The organism is Streptomyces sp. NPDC001530 (genome assembly GCF_042894545.1).
In the GTDB taxonomy this organism is placed as follows: Bacteria; Actinomycetota; Actinomycetes; order Streptomycetales; family Streptomycetaceae; genus Streptomyces.
In genome coordinates this window covers 25,471-43,439 of record NZ_JBIAVS010000022.1, presented here as the reverse complement: position 1 = coordinate 43,439, position 17,969 = coordinate 25,471, and the positions used below count along the sequence as shown (strand labels likewise).

Below are 17,969 nucleotides of genomic sequence, written 5' to 3'. Positions count from 1 at the left end.
TCCCCTCCCGGATTGTTCCTGGGAACAAAACGAGGGCATTAAGCTGCGGGAATGGATCTCTCGGGTGTGGCATCGGCACTTCACGCACGGCTTCCGGAACTGGGCGAGCGGATGGCGCAGCGCATCCGTTCGGACGTCGATGCCTACAAGGAGGAGTCGCTGATCCCCTTCGACTCGCTGCGCCGCTCGTGCACCGCCAACGCGGATCTGATCCTGAGCCACTTCCACCGCGCGGACGCCCCGGACCCGAGCCCGGCCCGCGAGACCGGCCGCCTCCGCGCCGAGCAGGGCATGCCCCTGGCTGACACGCTCCACGCGTACCGGATCGGCTTCGAGCTCCTGTGGTCGGAGATCCTCGATGAGGCACGCACCCACCCCGAGGTCTCCGACGCCCATCTGGTCTCCCAGTCGGCGGAGATCTGGGCGCTGTTCGGCCTGTACGCGGAGGCCGTGGCGGCAGCCCACCGGGAGACCACCGCCGAGCTGACCCTGCAGCGCGAGGCCCGGCGCTCGGCATTGGTGGAAGCGCTGTTCACCGGCGTCATCGCTGACCGCATCACGCTGTGGGAGGCCGCCCGCGAGCTGGGCCTGCCCGAACGCGGGCCCTACGCGGTCGTCGCGGCGGCGGCCGGCGCTCCCGGCGAGGAGCCTCTGACAGGAGTGGAGTCCGCGCTGCGTCAGGCCCAACTCCCCTCCGCCTGGCGGCTCTTGCCCGACCAGCAGATCGGTGTGGTCGCCCTGGCCACGTCGACGGCGGAGAACACCTGCCTGAGCATCCTGCGCCGTACCCACGCCGACGCCCGCATGGGCGTCAGCCCCTGCTTCCACTCGTTGCGGGACGCACCACAGGCTCTGCGCTTTGCCCGGCTTGCCCTGGCCGGCCTGCCAGGCGCCGGCCCCGGCATCGCGCGGTTCGACGACAACCCGCTGGCCATGCTCGTCGCTGCCGCTCCAGCCGAGGCGGGGCACTTGGTGGACGTGGTCCTCAAACCCCTGCTCGACCTCCCGGCCGCGGAACGCGCCCGCCTCCTGGAAACCTTGGAACACTGGTTCGCCGCCGCCGGCTCCGCCGCCGACGCGGCACAGACCCTCTTCGTCCACCCCAACACCGTCCGGTACCGGCTGCGGCGCATTGAGGAACTGACGGGCCGTTCCCTCTCCGATCCGCGAACGGCAGCGGACCTCGGCGCCGCACTGCTGGCCGTCCGCAGCACAACAACGGGCCGCGGCAAGTCCCCCACACCCACGTCGGACTGACATGCCTGCCAACCGTGTTACCCGCACCAGGGGATGGCGGGCAGCTAAGGTCTGGACGACATCGGTGCGACGGCGCCTCCGGCCCCTCCTGATCACCGGCACCGGGTAACCGGAAAGGCCGGCTCGACGCCGTTGGCGCCGTGCCGGCCTTTCCGCTGGTGCATCCCCCTCGGGGGTGCCGAGCTTCCGCTCGACGGGATGGTCAGTCCGTGCCGAACTCCATCGCGGCGCGGTCCAGCAGCTCGTCGTCCTCGGAGACCTCGCCGCGGGAGGCGATGGCCTCGGCGCCACCCTCCGGCATCTCCGGCATGGTGCCGATCAGCCCGGTCGCGGCGGCCTGGGCGGCGCCGATGGCGGGACTGCCGGTGCCGATCAGGCCGAGCCCTGCGTACTGCTCCAGCTTGGCGCGCGAGTCCGCGATGTCGAGGTTGCGCATGGTGAGCTGGCCGATCCGGTCCAACGGGCCGAACGCGGAGTCCTCGGTGCGCTCCATGGACAGCTTGTCCGGGTGGTAGCTGAACGCCGGGCCCGTGGTGTCGAGGATCGAGTAGTCCTCACCACGCCGCAGCCGCAGGGTGACCTCGCCGGTGACGGCCGCGCCGACCCAGCGCTGCAGCGACTCGCGGATCATCAGCGCCTGCGGGTCCAGCCAGCGGCCCTCGTACATCAGCCGGCCCAGGCGCCGTCCCTCGTTGTGGTACTGGGCCAGGGTGTCCTCGTTGTGGATCGCATTGACCAGGCGCTCGTACGCCGCGTGCAGCAGGGCCATGCCGGGCGCCTCGTAGATGCCGCGGCTCTTGGCCTCGATGATCCGGTTCTCGATCTGGTCCGACATGCCGAGTCCGTGGCGGCCGCCGATGGCGTTGGCCTCCATCACCAGGTCGACGGGGGAGGCGAACTCCTTGCCGTTGATCGTCACCGGACGGCCCTGGTCGAAGCCGATCGTCACGTCCTCGGTGGCGATCTCGACCTCGGGGTCCCAGAACCGCACGCCCATGATCGGCTCCACGGTCTCCACGCCCGTGTCGAGGTGCTCCAGGGTCTTGGCCTCGTGGGTGGCGCCCCAGATGTTGGCGTCGGTGGAGTACGCCTTCTCCGTGCTGTCGCGGTAGGGCAGGTCGTGAGCGAGAAGCCACTCCGACATTTCCTTGCGGCCGCCGAGCTCGGTCACGAAGTCCGCGTCCAGCCAAGGCTTGTAGATCCGCAGGTGCGGGTTGGCGAGCAGGCCGTACCGGTAGAACCGCTCGATGTCGTTGCCCTTGAAGGTCGAGCCGTCGCCCCAGATCTGTACGTCGTCCTCGAGCATCGCCCGGACCAGGAGGGTGCCCGTGACGGCGCGGCCGAGCGGCGTGGTGTTGAAGTAGGCACGCCCGCCCGAGCGGATATGGAACGCGCCGCAGGTGAGCGCGGCCAGGCCCTCCTCGACCAGCGCCGCGCGGCAGTCGACCAGGCGCGCGATCTCCGCGCCGTAAGTCTTCGCACGGCCGGGCACCGAGGCGATGTCGGGCTCGTCGTACTGGCCGATGTCGGCGGTGTAGGTGCACGGGATGGCGCCCTTGTCGCGCATCCATGCGACCGCGACCGAGGTGTCGAGGCCGCCCGAGAAGGCGATGCCGACGCGCTCGCCGGCGGGAAGGGAGGTGAGGACCTTAGACATAGGAAGAGTATGCAGGATTACGCATGATCATGCAAAGTGCAGTGTGGACGAGCTCTGCACCGCCAATGAGCCCCTATCGGAACTCACCACACAGCCGGCAAGCCCAGGGCCGGTCCCCGTCGGCACTCGCCGACGGAGACAGGGCCATAGGCAGGGCGCGAGTGGTGCCGCCCAGTAGGCCGGCGCCACTCGCGTGGGGCCGTCGTCGTTCAGGCGGCCGGCACCACTCGCGTAGGGCAGTCGTCGGTCAGACGGCCGCGGGCTCCTCTTCCTTCGTGATGCCCACCGTCGCGGTGTCGTCACCCTTCCCGCGCAGTGCGATCACGCTGAGGAGGCAGCAGGCCAGGGCCGCGATGCCGCAGACCACGTAACCGATCGCGTAGCCGTTGCCGAGGGCTTCGAGGGCGATGGGAGCCGCGCCTCCCGGTGGGGACGACGGCGGTACGGAGTTGGCGGCGAGCGGGCCGCCTTCGGCTGCGACTTGCCCTGCCGCCGCCTTGACCTGGGCGGAGAGGTCGGAGGCGGCGAGTTTCTCGGTGAACTCGTTCGCGGCACGGCTGAGGGCGATCGCGCCGATGACGGCCGGGCCGAGCGTGAAGCCGAAGTCGCGCAGCAGGCTCGTTGACGCGCTGGCCATGCCGGCGTAGTGGACCGGGACCGTGTTGACGGCCGTCGCGGTGATCGAGGAGACGGTGAGTGCGAAGCCGATGCCGACCAGCCCGATGGGGAGGATGAGTGAGGTCAGGGCGCGGTCGTCGACCGGCAGCGTGGCGGCGATGAAGTCTCCGCCGGCCATCAGTGCCAGACCGGCGCCGAGCACCCAGCGGGGGCTGACCCGCTCCAGCAGCCGGGAGATCAACGGCATCAGCAGCAGCGTCCAGCAGTTGAGCAGGATGAAGGCGAACGAGCCGCGCAGCGGGCTCTGGTGCTGGATCGGGCCGAGCCGGATGCTGGTCGCGTAGGCGGTGCCGAGGTAGCTGAACATGCCGACCACTGCGACGAACGACGCCACCGCGAACGCCCGGTTGGTGAACAGGTCGAGGCGGAGCAGGGGCGAGGCGGCGCGGCGCTCGGCCACGATGAACAGGCCGATGAACAGCGCGGCGACGACGTACGCGATCACCACCGGCGTCGCGGTCCAGCCGTCCGCCGGGCCCTGGATCACCGCGTACAGCAGGGCGAACATGCCGATGCCGATGGTGATCTGGCCGGCCAGGTCGAGCGAACGGCCCTCCGGGGCGCTGGAGTTGTGCGCCAGGAGCTGGCTGAGGAGCGTGCTGATCACGGCGAGGCCCGTGACGACGATGAAGGCCCAGCGCCAGGAGCCGTAGTTGCCGGTGATTCCGCCCAGGACGGGTGCGATGAAGCCGCCGCTGGACAGGGCGGCGGCCCAGATCGTGATGGTGCGGGCGCGGTCCCGGGCCGAGTGGGTGCCCGCGGCGATCATCGCGAGCGAGGTCGGGAACAGCGCGGCCGCGCCCAGGCCGGCGATGGCCTGGCCCAGCCAGAGCATGTGGATGCCGGTGCTGGCGGCGGCCAGTGCCTCGCCGACCACGAGCAGCGCACCGCCGCCGACCAGCAGCCGCTTGCGGCCGAAGAGGTCACCGAGGACGCCGAAGGTCAGTTCCAGGACGGAGACGGGCAGTAGGAACGCGTCCGAGATCCAGGTCAGCTGCGAACCGATGGGATGCAGGTCCTCCTGGAAGAGCCCGTTCAGCGTGGCCGGCATGGCGAGGGCGATCTGGGCCAGACAGACCGCGAAGCAGCCGGCGACGAGGGTGCCGATGGGCAGGCCGCCGGACGGGTGCGGGGCGGCGGCGGAATCAGGTTGGGTGCGCGTTTCGGTGGACACGTGGGCTCCCCTTTGAGCGGCTTGAGCGGCGAACATTCGGGATTGCGTGAAATGCCCGGGATGCAGGGGGATGGTGGCGCCCGTGGGGACGACGGCGCCGAGAACGCGACGAATGTAGGGCAGTTTTTCGACGGCAGTCAATAGATTGCCCGGTATCGAGGGGCAGGGCTGTCCGCAGGGCGTACTACGGGACAGTGGAGCTTCCGGTGACCGGTCTGTTTGCCGAGGTCACTCGCCTGCGGCGGTCACCGTGATCGCGTCCAGCGCGCGCGCCGCCTCCTGGCGTGCCGATTCCTCGTAGCGCCGCGCCAGTTCGTGGAACCGTTCCTCCGCGCGGGCCGCCGGCCAGTCCGCGGGCAGGTGCTCGGCAGGCAGATGCGGATCCTGGCGGACCTGTTCCAGCCAGTCGGTGTGCAGCAGCAGCTGCCGTACGAGGGCGCCCGCCTCGCTCGGGACCTGCGCGCCCGGACCCCCCGGCCCCTGGGCGCCGTTGCTCCAGCGGGTCAGGAACGCCTCGTACCCCTTGGCGATGGACTCCACGTCGAACGCCGTGTGCAGGACCGTACGGGCGTCGGTCGGAGCGACGGCCGTGGCTCCCTGGAAGACCCGCAGGTACGAGTCGAGGCCGAGTCCCGACACCACCTCGGGCACGTCCACCGTGCCGGGCGCCACCCAAAGGCCGTTCTGCAGCGGGCCGAAACCGTTCCACACCAGCCGGGACCGCAGATCGTGCCGCTCGCTGCGCCATGCCTCCGGGAGGGAGAAGCCGACGAGGGTCCAGGTGCCGTCCCAGTCCCGGTTGACCGCTCCGGTGTGCCAGATCCGGTCGTGGCCGTCCTGCAGGACATCGGCGGCCCGCGGTGTCAGCCCGAAGTACGTCTTGCGGCCCCGCCGGTGCCGTTCGAGGAGGCCGCGTTTGACCATACGGGTGAGCGTGGACCGCACGGCATCCTCGGTGATCCCGGCCTGCCCGAACACATCGATCAAACTGCTGGCCGACAGGGCGACGTCCCGGCCCAGCGCGTGGATGCCGAAGAAACTCAGCATCAAAGATTGCGGCCGCGGCGCGCTACCTGCCTGATCGAAGCTGGTCACGGGCCAAGAGTAGATCCGCTCAGGGGTGCCTTGGGCCTCGGGGTTGGCTCGGCGAACGGCGTCGGCTTCCTCGAAAGGGGTGGCGCGTTCTCCCACTCCACTTCGCGGAGTGGAGGCGTTCTTCGTCGTACCACGTGACGCACTGGAAGATCGCCTGCTCGACCTGGTCGACGTCCTTCCTGTCGGACGCGCACCGCCGCTGCCTCCGGGCAGCCACGCCCGCGTCTGCCCGGGCGAGGTCCTAATGCACCCGGTCCTCGCTGGTCTCCGGCGTGTCCTCGTCCGGCAGGTGCGCGTCGTTGACCACGATGTTCACCTCGACGACTTTCAGGCCCGTCATCCGTTCCACCGCCGTGATCACGTTCTCACGGACCTCTGCGGCGATGTCGGTGATACTCACCCCGTATTCGACGACGACCTGGAGGTCGATGGCGGTCTGCTTCTCACCGACCTCGACCTTGACGCCAGGCCCCGCGCTCGGACGCCCGCCCGGGACCCGGTCGCGCACCGCGCCCATGGTGCGAGTGAATCCGCCGCCCAGCGCGTGGATTCCGAGGACCTCCCGTGCGGCGATGCCGGCGATCTTCTCCACCACCCCGCCCGCGATGGTCGTCCGTGCGCGGGTCTCCGGCGGTTCCTGAGTCCCGGGCCGTGCGGCGTGCAGCGCCGTGCCCAGGTCCGTGCGGGGCTCATTGGGCTCGGACTTGTGCAGGGTCGAACCGTTCGGCTCCGCCATGCGAAGCCACCTTCTCGGGTGGTGCACGGACTGCCGTGCCCGGGCGGCCGTCGGCCGCCGCGTTTCGTGCCGCTTGCCGAGTACCGTGCTGCGCGTCGGACACGCCCGTACGGCATCACATCGCGGCCACGAACAAGTGGGTTACCGGCCACCCACCGGGCCGCGCCCAGGACTAGGCTGCTGTACGGACGTCCCAGACCCCGGCGGCTTGTCGTTGCTCGACACAGATGGCGCGGGGAGCGGACTTGTCGTCTGTCACCCGGCGCATCCCTGGAGGGAACCGGCTGGGTCCTCTGTCCTGTCGCACAGGCCGTCGGACCGGCCTTCGCTCCGACTCCGCCGAACGTACGCCCCACCGGGAGCGCGCCAAGGGGCCGGGTACCCCGGCATCACCGCGTCCGCTGCCGGATGGTCCTCAGAACCGAGGCGTCATGTCGCTCCCGCAGCTCGCCGTGTACCGCCATGACCGTAGGAAACGGGCACTGATCACCCTGTCCGGTGAGATCGATCTGGAATCGGCGCTGCTGGTGCGCGCGGCACTGGATGGGTGTCTGCGCGACGACATGCGCACCATCGACGTCGACCTCACCCCCGTCACCTTCTGCGACTGCAGCGGCCTCAATACCTTCCTGCACGCCGCACAGCAGATCACCGTGGCGGGCGGGACCCTGCGACTGCACCACCCGCCGCCGATGCTTGCCCTGATCGTCGGCGTCGCCGGCTGCGGGTTCCTGCTCCTAGGTCTTCCGTTCGGGCACGTGCCGCCTTCGCTCGTGGACGCCCCGGCCGCGGCCGCTCAAGCCCCACCACGCCGGCCGCACCGGTCTGTTCCGCTTGCGCCTGTCGTCTCGGGTGATGTGCGGTGACGGCCTGGCCAGGGTGGGGGCAGCAGCACAAGTCCCGTGGCGGCCAGTCGTCCGCCGGGGACACGGTGCGGTTGCGTCGGGTGAACCGCTGGTCGGCGGAGCGCCTCGGTGCGGAACTGGCCGATCTGTACGGGGAGTCCTGCGCAACGGCGCCGGCTGAGGAGTACCTCCCTCCCGGCCGCCGGGACTTCCTCACCCGTCTCTTCGGCGACACGTGTCGGCCGGGGTTCGCCATGGTGATCGCGGAAGCGGACGGCCTGGCGGGATGCACCTACGGATTCCCGGTGCGCAGCGACGGCTTCTGGTGGCTCGGCTTCGACGCAGCAGTGCCGCGCAGCATCGAGCAACTCACCATGTCCGGCGGCGTCTTCGCGATCACCGAGATCCTGGTCCGGTCCCACCCGCAGGACCGGCCTCTGGCCCGCCGGTTGCAGGAGCGGCTGCTGACCGACCACCAGGCGCCGCTCGGCGCCGCCTTGGTCGACCGGGCCGATCACCCCACCCTCACCGCGCTCCGCTCCTGGGGATGGCTGGACGTCGGAGAGATGTGGAGGCCGGTAGGCCCCACCATGCTCCGTGCGCTGGTTCTCCCCCTTGGGGAACGAACCACGGCCAGGCTGGAGGGACTCGCTGAGGATGCCGGGACCCGGTGGTCCGGGTGAGGCCCGACAGCCGGTCGGCCCGGATCCAGATGCTGGTCGCCGAGCAGGCGGCGCGACGCGGTGCCCGGGTCGGTGTGGTGGACGTGTGCACCGCGGCCGTGGCCGCGCTTCCGGTCGGCGGGGCCGGGCTGTCGGCGATGTCCAGGGCCGTGGCGAGCCATCCGCTGTGCAGCACCGACACCGTCAGCGAGCAGTTGGAGGAGCTCCAGCTCACCCTGGGCGAGGGGCCATGCGTGGAAGCCTTCACGCACGGCTCCGCCGTCCTGGCGCCTGATCTGCTGGCTGGTCAACTACAGGATCGCTGGGCCGTGTTCGCCGATGCGGCCCTGGAAGCCGGAGCACGCGCGGTGTTCGCGCTCCCCCTGCAGATGGGGGCGATCAGCCCGGGAGTTCTGGACCTGTACGCCGACGTGCCGACGGTGCTGGATGCGGAGGAGCTGGCCGATGCGCTGGCGTTCGCCGATCTCGCGACGCTGCTCCTGCTCGATGCGCGGATCGACGAGACGGGTGCGCCGGCCGGCGCACCCGTGCCGGAGCGCGGCTTCGAGGACCTGGGCGGATACCGGGCGGAGATCAACCAGGCCACCGGCATGCTCACCGTCCAGCTCGGCGTCGGCATCGACGAGGCATTCGTCCGGCTCCGCGCCCACGCCTTCATGCAGGGACGCCGACTCGCCGACGTGGCCGCCGACGTGGTGGCCCGTCGGCTCCGTTTCTCTCCGGAGCCGGAGCCGGAGCCGGAGCCGGAGCCTGACCAGACCGACGAGGAATCCTGACGCACTGGTGCCGTCCGGCTGAACGTGCTGCACTTTCCGCCCCTTCCCGGCGGGACTAGTCTCAATCGAGGGTGTCACGATGAATCAGCAGCTCCTGGCCAAGACCTTCGTCGAGCTGGCGGACAACCTGGTCGCCGACTTCGATCTGATCGACTTCCTGCGCCTGCTCACCGACCGCTGCGTGGGGCTGCTCGACGCGAGCGCCGCAGGCGTGCTGCTCGCCGACCGCGACGGCGAACTGCGCGTGATGGCCGCCTCCGACGAACAGGTACGCCTGCTGGAGCTCTTCCAGCTCCAGAACGACGAAGGCCCCTGCCTCGAATGTTTCCGCACCGGCACACCCATGGCAGTCACCGACCTCAGGACGGAGACCGCCCGCTGGCCGCGCTTCGCAGTGGCGGCCCAGCACAGCGGGTTCGGGGCGGTCCAGGCGCTGCCGATGCGTCTGCGGGACGAGGTCGTCGGCGCCCTGAACCTCTTCCGCACCACCCCCGGCCCCTTCGACCCGGCCGCCTCACCCATCGCCCAGGCCCTGGCCGACGTCGCCACCATCAGTCTCCTGCAACAACGCACCACCCAACGCAGCACCGTCCTCAACGAACAACTGCAGACCGCGCTGAACAGCCGCGTACTGATCGAACAGGCCAAGGGCAAACTCGCCGAACGCCAGGGCGTCGACATGGAACAGGCCTTCACCGCCCTGCGCGGCTACGCCCGCGCCCACAACCGCCGCCTGGCCGAACTGGCCCGCGCCTTCATCGACGACTCCGAACCCCTCCCCGGTCTGGGGTCCTGACCCACTCCGCGCCACAGCCGACGCGCCACCGACCGCCGCCCCTGTGCCGGGGTTCGCGGTCGTGGCGCGAGGATGGGAGGCCCCCCTCCACCGTGTCCTCGTGCGCTGTCCTCCGCGGCGGCGGGACTGGTGGGAACACCCCGTCTGGAAAATGCCGGGAGGATGGAGGCTGGAGCCGCGCTCTCCGGCGATGCGGCTCCGGCCCGGCCTCGTTTCCGACTCGGGGGCTGGGAGCCTGGGTGGGGAGACTTGCTGGTGCCTGACACGGTCGCAGTCCCGTCTTCCCCGCGTGCAGCCTAGAGCGGATACAGGAGGAGCGGAGCAGGGCCTGACGTAGGTGTGCTCGTCTCGCGTCAACGCTGGTCGGATGCGCGGTGTCGCGTCCATGCCTCCGGCATCGTGCGGGTCGAAGTGGACGGCAGCCATCAGGATGACGATCCCTGTCGGGTGGTGGGTTCATGGCGCCGAGATTCACCTGCCGCAGGAAGCGCCGCAGTGCTCACCCGTACGGCGAGCACCGGGCGGATGCCGGTTGTCACACGCGTCCTGCGACACCCACCAGCAGTCGGCCGTACAGCAGGTCCAGCGCGGATGCCGTCCAGTCCTGCGACTTCGCGTAGTCGCTCCCGCCGTGGCTGCCGCCCGCTGCGTATGCGGGGTTGGCCGGCAGCAGACCGCGGCGCAGGGGAGCACCTGGCCGGCGTCAAGGATCCGCGAGGCGGTCTTGTGCCGGGGCCCTTGGCCATGGCTGCGCGAGCTCTTCGCCACAGGCCCGTACAGCCGAAGCCGACGACCAGCGCCCACGGCGCGTCTGGCCGAAGGGTCGCGCCGTGACCTGCACGCCCTGGCGGTCAGCCGACTCACCACGCCGGCCGGCCAGTACACCGATGAGGACGTGGCACCGCGATGAAGGAAGCGCCGGGCGAGCCGTACGGCCATCCGCGCCCACGCGCACACCACCTCCTGCCGCAGCGCGCGGTCTTCTCCGGGCCGTCCGGCAGGGCGGCGATACGGCGGAACGCCGCGTCGGTGCCCGGGGCGTCGTCGTAGGGGTGTGCGCTGCGTGGGCTCGGCGCGCGTGCGTACGGCATCTGTGTGCGTTCGTACGGCATGGGCATGTGTCTGCCTGTTCGGTGGCGTCGCTCACCGTGGGAGCCGGCAGACCGCAGCACGTTGGGGAGCAGCGACCGCTGCCCCCACGGGCGTGCCTCCGGTCTGAAGCAGACGTACGGCTTCCCGGACAGCCCGTGTTCAAACAGGGTTTCCGCCCCCCCGACTGCGGCTGCCCACGGGTGGTGTGCGGGCGAATCCGGTTCGTCGCCGCGTTCCTCTTCGTCCTCGACAAGTTGGTCGGCTCATTCAGCGTCCGTCTGCCGGCGCCACAGTGGCCCCGTGCCCCCAACGGGCCCCGGCGCGGCGCCGATCCGGGGCTATGCTGCTGTACAGACGTCCCAGACCCAGGCGCCGCACGGCACATCGGCCACGATGGCACTCCCGCACGTTCCGGTCTCCTGAACCGAGGCGCCCCATGCGCACCCCGCGGCAACCGCACGAACCCGAAGGCTCGAAGCCGTCCGCCATGGACGTGGTGCGGCTGCGCCGGCTGAACCGCTGGCAGGCTGAGGGGCTGCGGGAGGACCTGGCGGATCTGTACGTGGAGTCATCCGCCGCCCCGCCCGGCGAGGAGTTCCGCCGCCGGCAGGAGTTCCTGCACCGCCTGGCGCACGACGTACGGCTGCCGGGGTTCGACATGCTGGTCGCCGAGGCCCGGTCCCTGACCGGCTGTGTCTTCGGATTCCCCGTGCCGCGTGACGGCTCCTGGTGGCAGGGGTTCGACGGGCCGCTGCCGCAGAACCTGGAGCAACTGACCGCGTCCGGGCATGTCTTCGCGATCCTCGAAACCGTCGTCCATCCGCACCAGCACGCCCGCTCCCGCGGGCTCGCCCGCCGCCTGCAGGAGCGGCTGCTCGCCGACCACCAGGCTTCACTCGGCGTCACCTTGGTGGATCAGTCCGCCCGTTCGGTCTGTGCCGCATTCGAGGACTGGGGTTGGCAGGAGGCGGGGCAGATCCACCGCCTGCCCGGCCCAACGGCCTTGCGAGTACTGGTTCTTCCTGTTGGCGAGCGCACGGAGGAACACCCGGACGGCCTCACCCACAACGACCGGACCCAACGGCCCGAATAGCCGCCCGCACCGGCCGGACACGGCGCGCGGAGGCGTGGAGGAGCAGGTGGATCTGTCTCCGGAGCAGGAGGCGCGGCGGATCGCTGCGGTGCGTCGTTACGACATCCTGGACACTCCGCCCGACGGTGCCTTCGACCGGATCGCCGCGCTGGCCGCCCGCCTGTTCGACGCTCCGGCCGCCACGGTGACGATCGTGGACACCGACCGGGTCTGGTTCAAGGCCGCGTACGGTCTGGCGGGGGTCACGCAGATCGGCCGGGACCCGGGGCTGTGCACCTCGGCGATCATCACCGGCAGCCCTCTGGTCGTCCCCGACACCCTCGACGACCCGGTTGCCCGCGCCCACTCCCTGGTGACCGGTCCGGCTCGGGTGCGGTTCTACGCCGCCGCCCCGATCACCACCAGCGACGGTCACCGCCTTGGCACCGTGGACGTCCTGGACACCAAGCCGCGCCACATCACACCGGATCAGGCCACCGCCCTGACCGACCTGGCCGCGCTCGTGATGGACGAACTCGAACTGCGGCTGTCCGCCCTGCGCATGCTCCGTGTGGAACGGGAACTGGTGGAGGTCGAGCACGCGGCACGGGAGCGCGCCGAGCGGGACGGGTCGGAGATCGCCGCGTACGCCTCCACCCTGCAGCGCACCCTGCTGCCCCCGGCACTGCCGGAAGTGCCGGGCCTGGAGGCCGCCTGCCACTACACCACCGCTTCGGTCCACGACGTCGGCGGCGACTTCTACGACGTCTTCCCGCTCGGCGCCGGGCGGTGGGCGTTCTTCCTCGGTGACGTCAGCGGCCGGGGCGCACCGGCTGCCGCGCTCACCTCGCTGATCCGCTACACCCTGCGCACCACCGCCCTGTTGGAACCGGACCCGTGTGCCGTACTGCGGGCGCTGAACTCGGCTCTGCTGTCGGCATCGTCCGACGGCAGCGGCTTCTGCACCCTGGTCTTCGGCACCCTCGCCCCCGAGCCCGCGGGCGGCTTCGCCATCACCCTCGCCGGAGGCGGCCACCTCCCGGCCCACCACCTGCGGCCCGCCCGCCGCGACGGGCCCTCCCGAGCCGTCGCCCGGGCCGAACCGGTGAACCTGGCCGGAGGGATGCTCGTCGGCGCCCTGCCGCAGGCGGACTTCGTCTTCCGGGACGTTCAACTCCTGCCCGGCGAGGCGCTCTTCCTCTACAGCAACGGACTCACCGAGGCCCGTACTCCCCGAGGCGCCCGGTTCGGCGAGAGCGGCCTGGCCTCCCACCTCACCCACCACGCCGCCACCAACCGAGCCCTCGGCGCCACCGCGATCGTCAGCGACCTCACCGCGCTGCTGAACACCTTCCCCGCAGGACCCGCGGACGACGTCGCGCTCCTCGCCCTCAGCGCCACCTCCACGACGCCCGCCACCGCACCCTCCGGCGCCTCGGGCACCGCACACACCAGCGTGCCCCTCCCACCCCCCGACAGCACTTGACCGGGCCGAACGGGCCAGGAGCCGACAGGCCGTCCGCCGGGCGCGCACGCCGTCATCTCCGGTCCGCCGTATGGAGGCGCGGCAGTGCCTGGCGCAGCTCCTGTCGTATCGGTTCCGGGAGCGCCTCGTCCTTCGTCGTGGCGATCAGAGCCGCAGCCACGTCCCGGAGCTTGATGTTGCAGTGCTGCGACACGTCCACCAGCAGATCCCAGGCCCTCTCACTGGAACAAGGCGCCAGGGCCATCACCATGCCGCGCGCCTGGTCGATCACCGCACGGCTTGCCAGCGCCCGTCTCAACTGCGCGTTCCTGGCGCGCAGTTCGACGACCTCGGCCAGCAGAGCCGCATCCTCCGCCGAAACCACAGCCGTCAACAGCGGCTGCTCTTCACGGGGCGTGGTCACCTGGTGCATGGTGCGTACCTCACAACGCAGTCATCCTCCATAGGCGGTCAGCGGCACGCCAGTTGCCGTTCGCCGGCCGCACCGGACCGGTGGGGCAGGCCGTGTGTCGGTCACCTGCGGTGCTCGCTGTCCCGACGGACTTCGCGCCTCCAGCGCGCCCGATGCCGACGGCGGTCCCAGCGGTCCCGGCGCTTCCGATAGTCCCGGTACTCCCCGGGATCGGAACTGCCGCCACGGTCCCAGCCCCCGCCTTCACCACCGCGCCCGTATTGGGCGGCGCCGAACACCAGCACGGCCGAGGCCGCGGCCACCCACCAGATGGGGCTGAGGGAGCTCAAGCCGAACAGGACCACGATGAGAACGAGAAGCAAGACGAACACGGCGGGCCTCCCCGGAGCGGAACAGAGCATCACTGCCGGGGGCCGGGGCCTGTTCGAACAGCGTAGCCCTGCCCAGAGACTGCTGGTAGCGCCACATGTAACGGTCTCGCACCCGGAGCGGATGGCCACTTGCCGTCTGTTCAGGGAGCGCGGCGAGGGCTAGCGTGCGCGGTACGGCCCGAGCCCCCGGCAGCGTCGATCACCTCTCGCGCTCCTTCGGGGGCGCACCTTGCGCATCGGTGCCGGAACCTGCCTCGCCACCAACGGGCCGCTCCCGCACTCGCCGTCGCCATGCGATCCCGGCGAAGCCTCGATGCGCCTCAAGCGGGCAACGATCTGCCGCCCGCGGCGTCGCACGCATCCCACCGCAGGCGGTACGCATGTACGCGCTGATCGTTCCGGCTTCGACCCCCTTCGTCCTGCTCCCCGTCGTGATGGCCCTGTCGTGGTGGGAGGACCGCGTCCTGCCGTCGCCGTCGGCCGAGCCGGTCGAAGCACCCGCCGAGGCTCTGTTCACCCCAGTGGCCCCTGCCAAGCACCTGGAACTCCCCCGTGTCGACACCGCGTTGACAGGGGAGGTCGTCAGGCGTTGACTGGCGGCACGGCGCAGGGATATGCCACCGAGGATTGTTCGGCGGCAGCATTCCACCGACCCGCTTCGCCCGGACCCCGCGGAACTCAGGAAATCCCCGCGATCTGGAGGCCCGGCGAAATGATCTGGATTCTTCTCCTTCTGCTGATCCTGGTGGTGTTCGGGTTCGGCTTCACCATGCAGATCCTTTGGTGGGTCGCCGCCGTACTGCTGGTCGTCTGGATCGCCGGCTTCGCGATGCGGGGGCGCGGTGGTGGCAGGCGCCGGTAGTCCACCAGGCAGGACCTGCCGGGTCTCGGGAAACCTGAAGCAGGCCGGTGACAAGGCCAAGGACGCTTCCAGGCGCTGACCACAAACGCCCCCGGGTGGTGCCCACGTCGCGCGGACACCACCCGGCGGGCCTCAACACTCAATGATCCGACAGGAACTGACGCCAATGAAGCAGACCGACTCACGAACCGAGAGCCAGAGAAGGCAGCCATGTTCACCGTCGTAGTCATCGTCGTGATCGTCATCGTCCTGGCCACCCTCCTCTACACCGGACGTGGACGAGTCCGGGGTAGCGGCGGACGCGGGCTGAAGCGGCAGTTCGGGCCCGAGTACGGGCGTGCCATCGCCCGTCAAAGTGGTGATGTCCGGGCTGCGGAGCGGGAACTCGGCGAGCGCGTGAGGCGCCACGGCTCCCTCCGGGAACAGCCGCTGTCGCCCGAGGCCCGCGAGCAGTACGTGGCTCAGTGGGCCGCCGTCCAGGAGCAGTTCGTCGAGTCACCGCAGAAGGCCGTCACCGAGGCGGACGCGCTGCTGGCGCATCTGGCAAGGGACCGCGGCTTCCCCGACGGCGAGCACTTCGAGGAGCAGTTGGCCGCCCTCTCCGTCCACCACGCCTACTTCGTCCAGGGCTACCGCAGCATGCACACAGCAGCCCGCGGCCAGAGCGGCACCGAGGAGATGCGGGAGGCCATGGTCGAAGCCCGAGGCCTCTTCGAGGCACTGGTCATCGAAGAGCCGGCCGACCGGGACCGGCGCAGCCCGCCGTCCCCCGACGACCACGGCCACGCGCCGTGGCCACTGACCCGACGCCACGCGAAGGGAAGCAGCACCTGATGTCGCACAACGCCGAACACGCACAGCAGCCCCAGGCCGAAAGCCCGGACCCCGGGACGCATCGCGCCCCGCAGACGCCTCTCACCGAATCTGCTCACGCACCACGTGAGCCCGGCACGAGCACCGAAGGACCCCCTCGCCGGCCGGGCTCGGAGCTGCTCCCGCAGGGCGAACGGGACAAGCTCACCCTGCGCCTTCAACAGGCCCTCAGCACCTTTGTCGACAGCCCACGCCAGGCTGTGGGCGAGGCCGACGCCGTCTTCGACGAAATCGCCACCCACCTCACGAACACCCTGACGGAACAGCGGTGCGTTCTCCGCGAGAGTTGGCAGGACCCGGACACCGCAGCGGAGACCGAGGAACTACGGCTCGTGCTGAGGCAGTACCGGGGGATCGCCGAACGGCTGCTGCACATGTCGGCGCCTGCCGGTCAGTGACACTGTCACCCCGAAAGAAGCACAGCCGCCGCAGTAGTCGCGGCGCCCGGAGGTGTGGTCCAGGACCGTCTTCAGCAGGTTGCGCCCAGCGCCCGGGGACTGGCGTGCGTCGGGCCGCACGGGCACTGACACGGCGTGTGCTCAGACGGGATTCGGCCATGGTGCGTCGGACGGGCGCGGTGTTCGTACGCGTTGCTCGCGAGGTCCTTCCCCGTGCGCGGGGCGGGATCGTGCGTGCCGCTCGGCGTGGGTGGGGGAGGGACGTATGGGGTGGCGGAATCTGATTCCTCGTCCGCCGAGGGCCGTGTCGTTGTGGTTCTCTGGCGGGACGCCGGCTGCGGCCGTCCACCCGACGGCCGACGTACGTGACCGAGGCGAACCCGAGTACGTGATGCGGTGATGCGCCCGGCGAGCTAGCGTTTGGTGATGCGCCCGACGCGCCCGGCGGCTGCGTGTGCCCTGTGGTGAGAAAGGGGTTTCATCCCATGCCGGTTCTGCGCGCGCCGACCCCGTCGACGCTGTCGGCCGTCTCCGGTACGACGGCCGACTTGTTCGCCGTTCTCGTCGATCTTGCTGACAAGCTCGCCGAGTGGGGCGGCGGCCGTGTGCCGCCGGTGGCGGGCCGGATCACCAGTGCTCTCGTGAGCCCTCTGGTGAGTCCCCTCGCCCCGGACGACTACCTCGGCCTGATCGACCCGCTGCTGTCCGCCCGCCATCCCGCGGGCCGGGTGGTCGCCGTGCGGCCGGAGTGCGCCGAGGCGGCCACGCTGGAGATCCGTCCCGGGCGCGGCTGGGCGGCGCACCGGGCCGGGCAGTACCTGCCGGTGGGGGTGGAGATCGACGGCGTACGGCACTGGCGTACGTACTCGATCACCTCACCCCCCGAGGCGCCGGGCCGGACACTGACGATCACGGTCAAGGAGGAACCCGGCGGCCGGGTCTCCCCGCACCTGGTGCACCGGACCCGTCCCGGGGCGGTGCTCCGACTCGGCCCCGCGCAGGGCGAGTTCACGTTGCCGGAGGATCCGCTGCCGCCGCGGATGCTGATGGTGACGGCGGGCAGCGGCATCACCCCGGTGGCGGGCATGCTGCGCACCCTCGCGCGCCGCCGCTTCTCCGGGCCCGCCCCCGACGTCGTACTCCTGCACAGCGCACCCGGCCCGGACGAGTTCCTCTTCCGTGCCGAACTGGCCGGGCTGGCAGCTCGGTTGCCCTGGCTGAGCGTCCACGCGCGGTACACCCGTACCGCAGGCCGGCTGGTCCCGGAGCACATGGGCGTGCTCTGTCCGGACTGGTACGACCGGGAGACCTGGGCCTGCGGTCCGGACGGACTGCTCGACGCACTGGAGCGGCACTGGGCGGCGGCCGGGGCCGGTGAGCGGCTGCGCGTGGAGCGTTTCCGGCTGGCCCCCGTGCTGTCGCCGGGCGCCGGCACGACCGGCGGCCGGGTCCGGTTCGACCGCAGCGGCGTCGAGGCCGACTCGGCCGCGGCCGTCCCCCTCCTGGAGACCGGCGAGGCGGCGGGTGTGGCGATGCCGTACGGCTGCCGCCGGGGGATCTGCTTCGGCTGCCTCGTCCCGCTGGTCCACGGCCGTGTCCGCGATCTGCGGACCGGTGAACTGCACGGTGAACCAGGCGAGTTGATCCAGACCTGCGTCAATGGTGCGGCAGGTCCGCTCGCCCTCGCTCTCTAGGCCCCTCAAGGA

The 17,969-nt window shown here is 70.8% G+C and carries 19 protein-coding genes; 13 read left to right on the top strand and 6 right to left on the bottom strand.

The genetic code is table 11. The features are described 5' to 3' along the window. Window positions 1-51: 51 nt before the first annotated feature. A complete protein-coding gene (locus ACFY0T_RS37475) occupies window positions 52-1,257 on the top strand; it encodes a PucR family transcriptional regulator (RefSeq protein WP_388881293.1) in 1,206 nt (401 codons plus the stop codon). A 202-nt stretch (window positions 1,258-1,459) separates the two neighbouring features. Here ACFY0T_RS37475 and argG read toward each other — a convergent pair whose 3' ends face one another. The 4 genes from argG to ACFY0T_RS37455 form a co-directional block, all read right to left on the bottom strand. Beyond that, the gene (argG, locus tag ACFY0T_RS37470) at window positions 1,460-2,914 is read right to left on the bottom strand and encodes an argininosuccinate synthase (protein ID WP_388881290.1); all 1,455 of its coding nucleotides are present in this window, start codon (window positions 2,912-2,914) and stop codon (window positions 1,460-1,462) included. Window positions 2,915-3,161: 247 nt separating this feature from the next. Next, window positions 3,162-4,766 (bottom strand): MFS transporter, encoded by a 1,605-nt coding sequence (locus ACFY0T_RS37465; RefSeq protein ID WP_388881287.1) that lies wholly within the window; start codon window positions 4,764-4,766, stop codon window positions 3,162-3,164. 228 nt (window positions 4,767-4,994) lie between these two features. Beyond that, entirely contained in the window at window positions 4,995-5,861 is an 867-nt protein-coding gene (locus ACFY0T_RS37460) for a PaaX family transcriptional regulator C-terminal domain-containing protein (RefSeq protein ID WP_388881284.1), read from the bottom strand. A 241-nt stretch (window positions 5,862-6,102) separates the two neighbouring features. Beyond that, window positions 6,103-6,597 (bottom strand): Asp23/Gls24 family envelope stress response protein, encoded by a 495-nt coding sequence (locus ACFY0T_RS37455; RefSeq protein WP_388881281.1) that lies wholly within the window; start codon window positions 6,595-6,597, stop codon window positions 6,103-6,105. 431 nt (window positions 6,598-7,028) lie between these two features. Here ACFY0T_RS37455 and ACFY0T_RS37450 point away from each other — a divergent pair, with 431 nt between their 5' ends. The 7 genes from ACFY0T_RS37450 (at window position 7,029) to ACFY0T_RS37420 (ending at window position 13,347) form a co-directional block, all read left to right on the top strand. Next, complete coding sequence (locus ACFY0T_RS37450; protein ID WP_388881278.1) at window positions 7,029-7,463, top strand: STAS domain-containing protein; 435 nt, start codon at window positions 7,029-7,031, stop codon at window positions 7,461-7,463. Further along, the gene (locus ACFY0T_RS37445) at window positions 7,460-8,125 is read left to right on the top strand and encodes a hypothetical protein (RefSeq protein ID WP_388881275.1); all 666 of its coding nucleotides are present in this window, start codon (window positions 7,460-7,462) and stop codon (window positions 8,123-8,125) included. The genes ACFY0T_RS37450 and ACFY0T_RS37445 overlap by 4 nt, the downstream gene beginning before the upstream one ends. Further along, complete coding sequence (locus ACFY0T_RS37440; RefSeq protein WP_388881272.1) at window positions 8,122-8,901, top strand: ANTAR domain-containing protein; 780 nt, start codon at window positions 8,122-8,124, stop codon at window positions 8,899-8,901. Before ACFY0T_RS37445 ends, ACFY0T_RS37440 begins: the two co-directional genes overlap by 4 nt. 79 nt (window positions 8,902-8,980) lie before the next feature. Next, window positions 8,981-9,697 (top strand): ANTAR domain-containing protein, encoded by a 717-nt coding sequence (locus tag ACFY0T_RS37435; RefSeq protein WP_388881269.1) that lies wholly within the window; start codon window positions 8,981-8,983, stop codon window positions 9,695-9,697. 906 nt (window positions 9,698-10,603) lie between these two features. Continuing rightward, on the top strand, window positions 10,604-10,747 hold the full coding sequence (locus tag ACFY0T_RS37430) for a hypothetical protein (protein ID WP_388881266.1): 144 nt from the start codon (window positions 10,604-10,606) through the stop codon (window positions 10,745-10,747). A 478-nt stretch (window positions 10,748-11,225) separates the two neighbouring features. Continuing rightward, a complete protein-coding gene (locus ACFY0T_RS37425; RefSeq protein WP_388881263.1) occupies window positions 11,226-11,882 on the top strand; it encodes a hypothetical protein in 657 nt (218 codons plus the stop codon). A 46-nt stretch (window positions 11,883-11,928) separates the two neighbouring features. Continuing rightward, window positions 11,929-13,347, top strand: a complete 1,419-nt coding sequence (locus ACFY0T_RS37420; protein WP_388881260.1) for a PP2C family protein-serine/threonine phosphatase — start codon at window positions 11,929-11,931, stop codon at window positions 13,345-13,347. Window positions 13,348-13,399: 52 nt separating this feature from the next. Here ACFY0T_RS37420 and ACFY0T_RS37415 read toward each other — a convergent pair whose 3' ends face one another. Both ACFY0T_RS37415 and ACFY0T_RS37410 read right to left on the bottom strand, forming a co-directional pair. Next, entirely contained in the window at window positions 13,400-13,759 is a 360-nt protein-coding gene (locus ACFY0T_RS37415; protein WP_388881257.1) for an ANTAR domain-containing protein, read from the bottom strand. Window positions 13,760-13,860: 101 nt separating this feature from the next. Further along, window positions 13,861-14,130 carry a hypothetical protein gene (locus ACFY0T_RS37410; protein ID WP_388881254.1) on the bottom strand — a complete coding sequence of 90 codons (270 nt, stop codon included), beginning with the start codon at window positions 14,128-14,130 and terminating at the stop codon, window positions 13,861-13,863. A 380-nt stretch (window positions 14,131-14,510) separates the two neighbouring features. Here ACFY0T_RS37410 and ACFY0T_RS37405 point away from each other — a divergent pair, with 380 nt between their 5' ends. The 5 genes from ACFY0T_RS37405 to ACFY0T_RS37385 all read left to right on the top strand — a co-directional run bounded on the left by ACFY0T_RS37405 (window position 14,511) and on the right by ACFY0T_RS37385 (window position 17,957). Continuing rightward, window positions 14,511-14,723, top strand: a complete 213-nt coding sequence (locus ACFY0T_RS37405) for a hypothetical protein (protein WP_388881251.1) — start codon at window positions 14,511-14,513, stop codon at window positions 14,721-14,723. Window positions 14,724-14,842: 119 nt separating this feature from the next. Continuing rightward, window positions 14,843-14,992 (top strand): hydrophobic protein, encoded by a 150-nt coding sequence (locus ACFY0T_RS37400; protein ID WP_356770226.1) that lies wholly within the window; start codon window positions 14,843-14,845, stop codon window positions 14,990-14,992. 210 nt (window positions 14,993-15,202) lie between these two features. Continuing rightward, window positions 15,203-15,826: a hypothetical protein gene (locus ACFY0T_RS37395; protein ID WP_388881248.1), complete on the top strand. Its 624-nt coding sequence runs from the start codon at window positions 15,203-15,205 to the stop codon at window positions 15,824-15,826. Continuing rightward, on the top strand, window positions 15,826-16,263 hold the full coding sequence (locus tag ACFY0T_RS37390) for a hypothetical protein (RefSeq protein ID WP_388881245.1): 438 nt from the start codon (window positions 15,826-15,828) through the stop codon (window positions 16,261-16,263). Before ACFY0T_RS37395 ends, ACFY0T_RS37390 begins: the two co-directional genes overlap by 1 nt. 485 nt (window positions 16,264-16,748) lie before the next feature. Beyond that, window positions 16,749-17,957: a ferredoxin reductase gene (locus ACFY0T_RS37385; RefSeq protein ID WP_388881242.1), complete on the top strand. Its 1,209-nt coding sequence runs from the start codon at window positions 16,749-16,751 to the stop codon at window positions 17,955-17,957. Window positions 17,958-17,969: the final 12 nt, after the last annotated feature.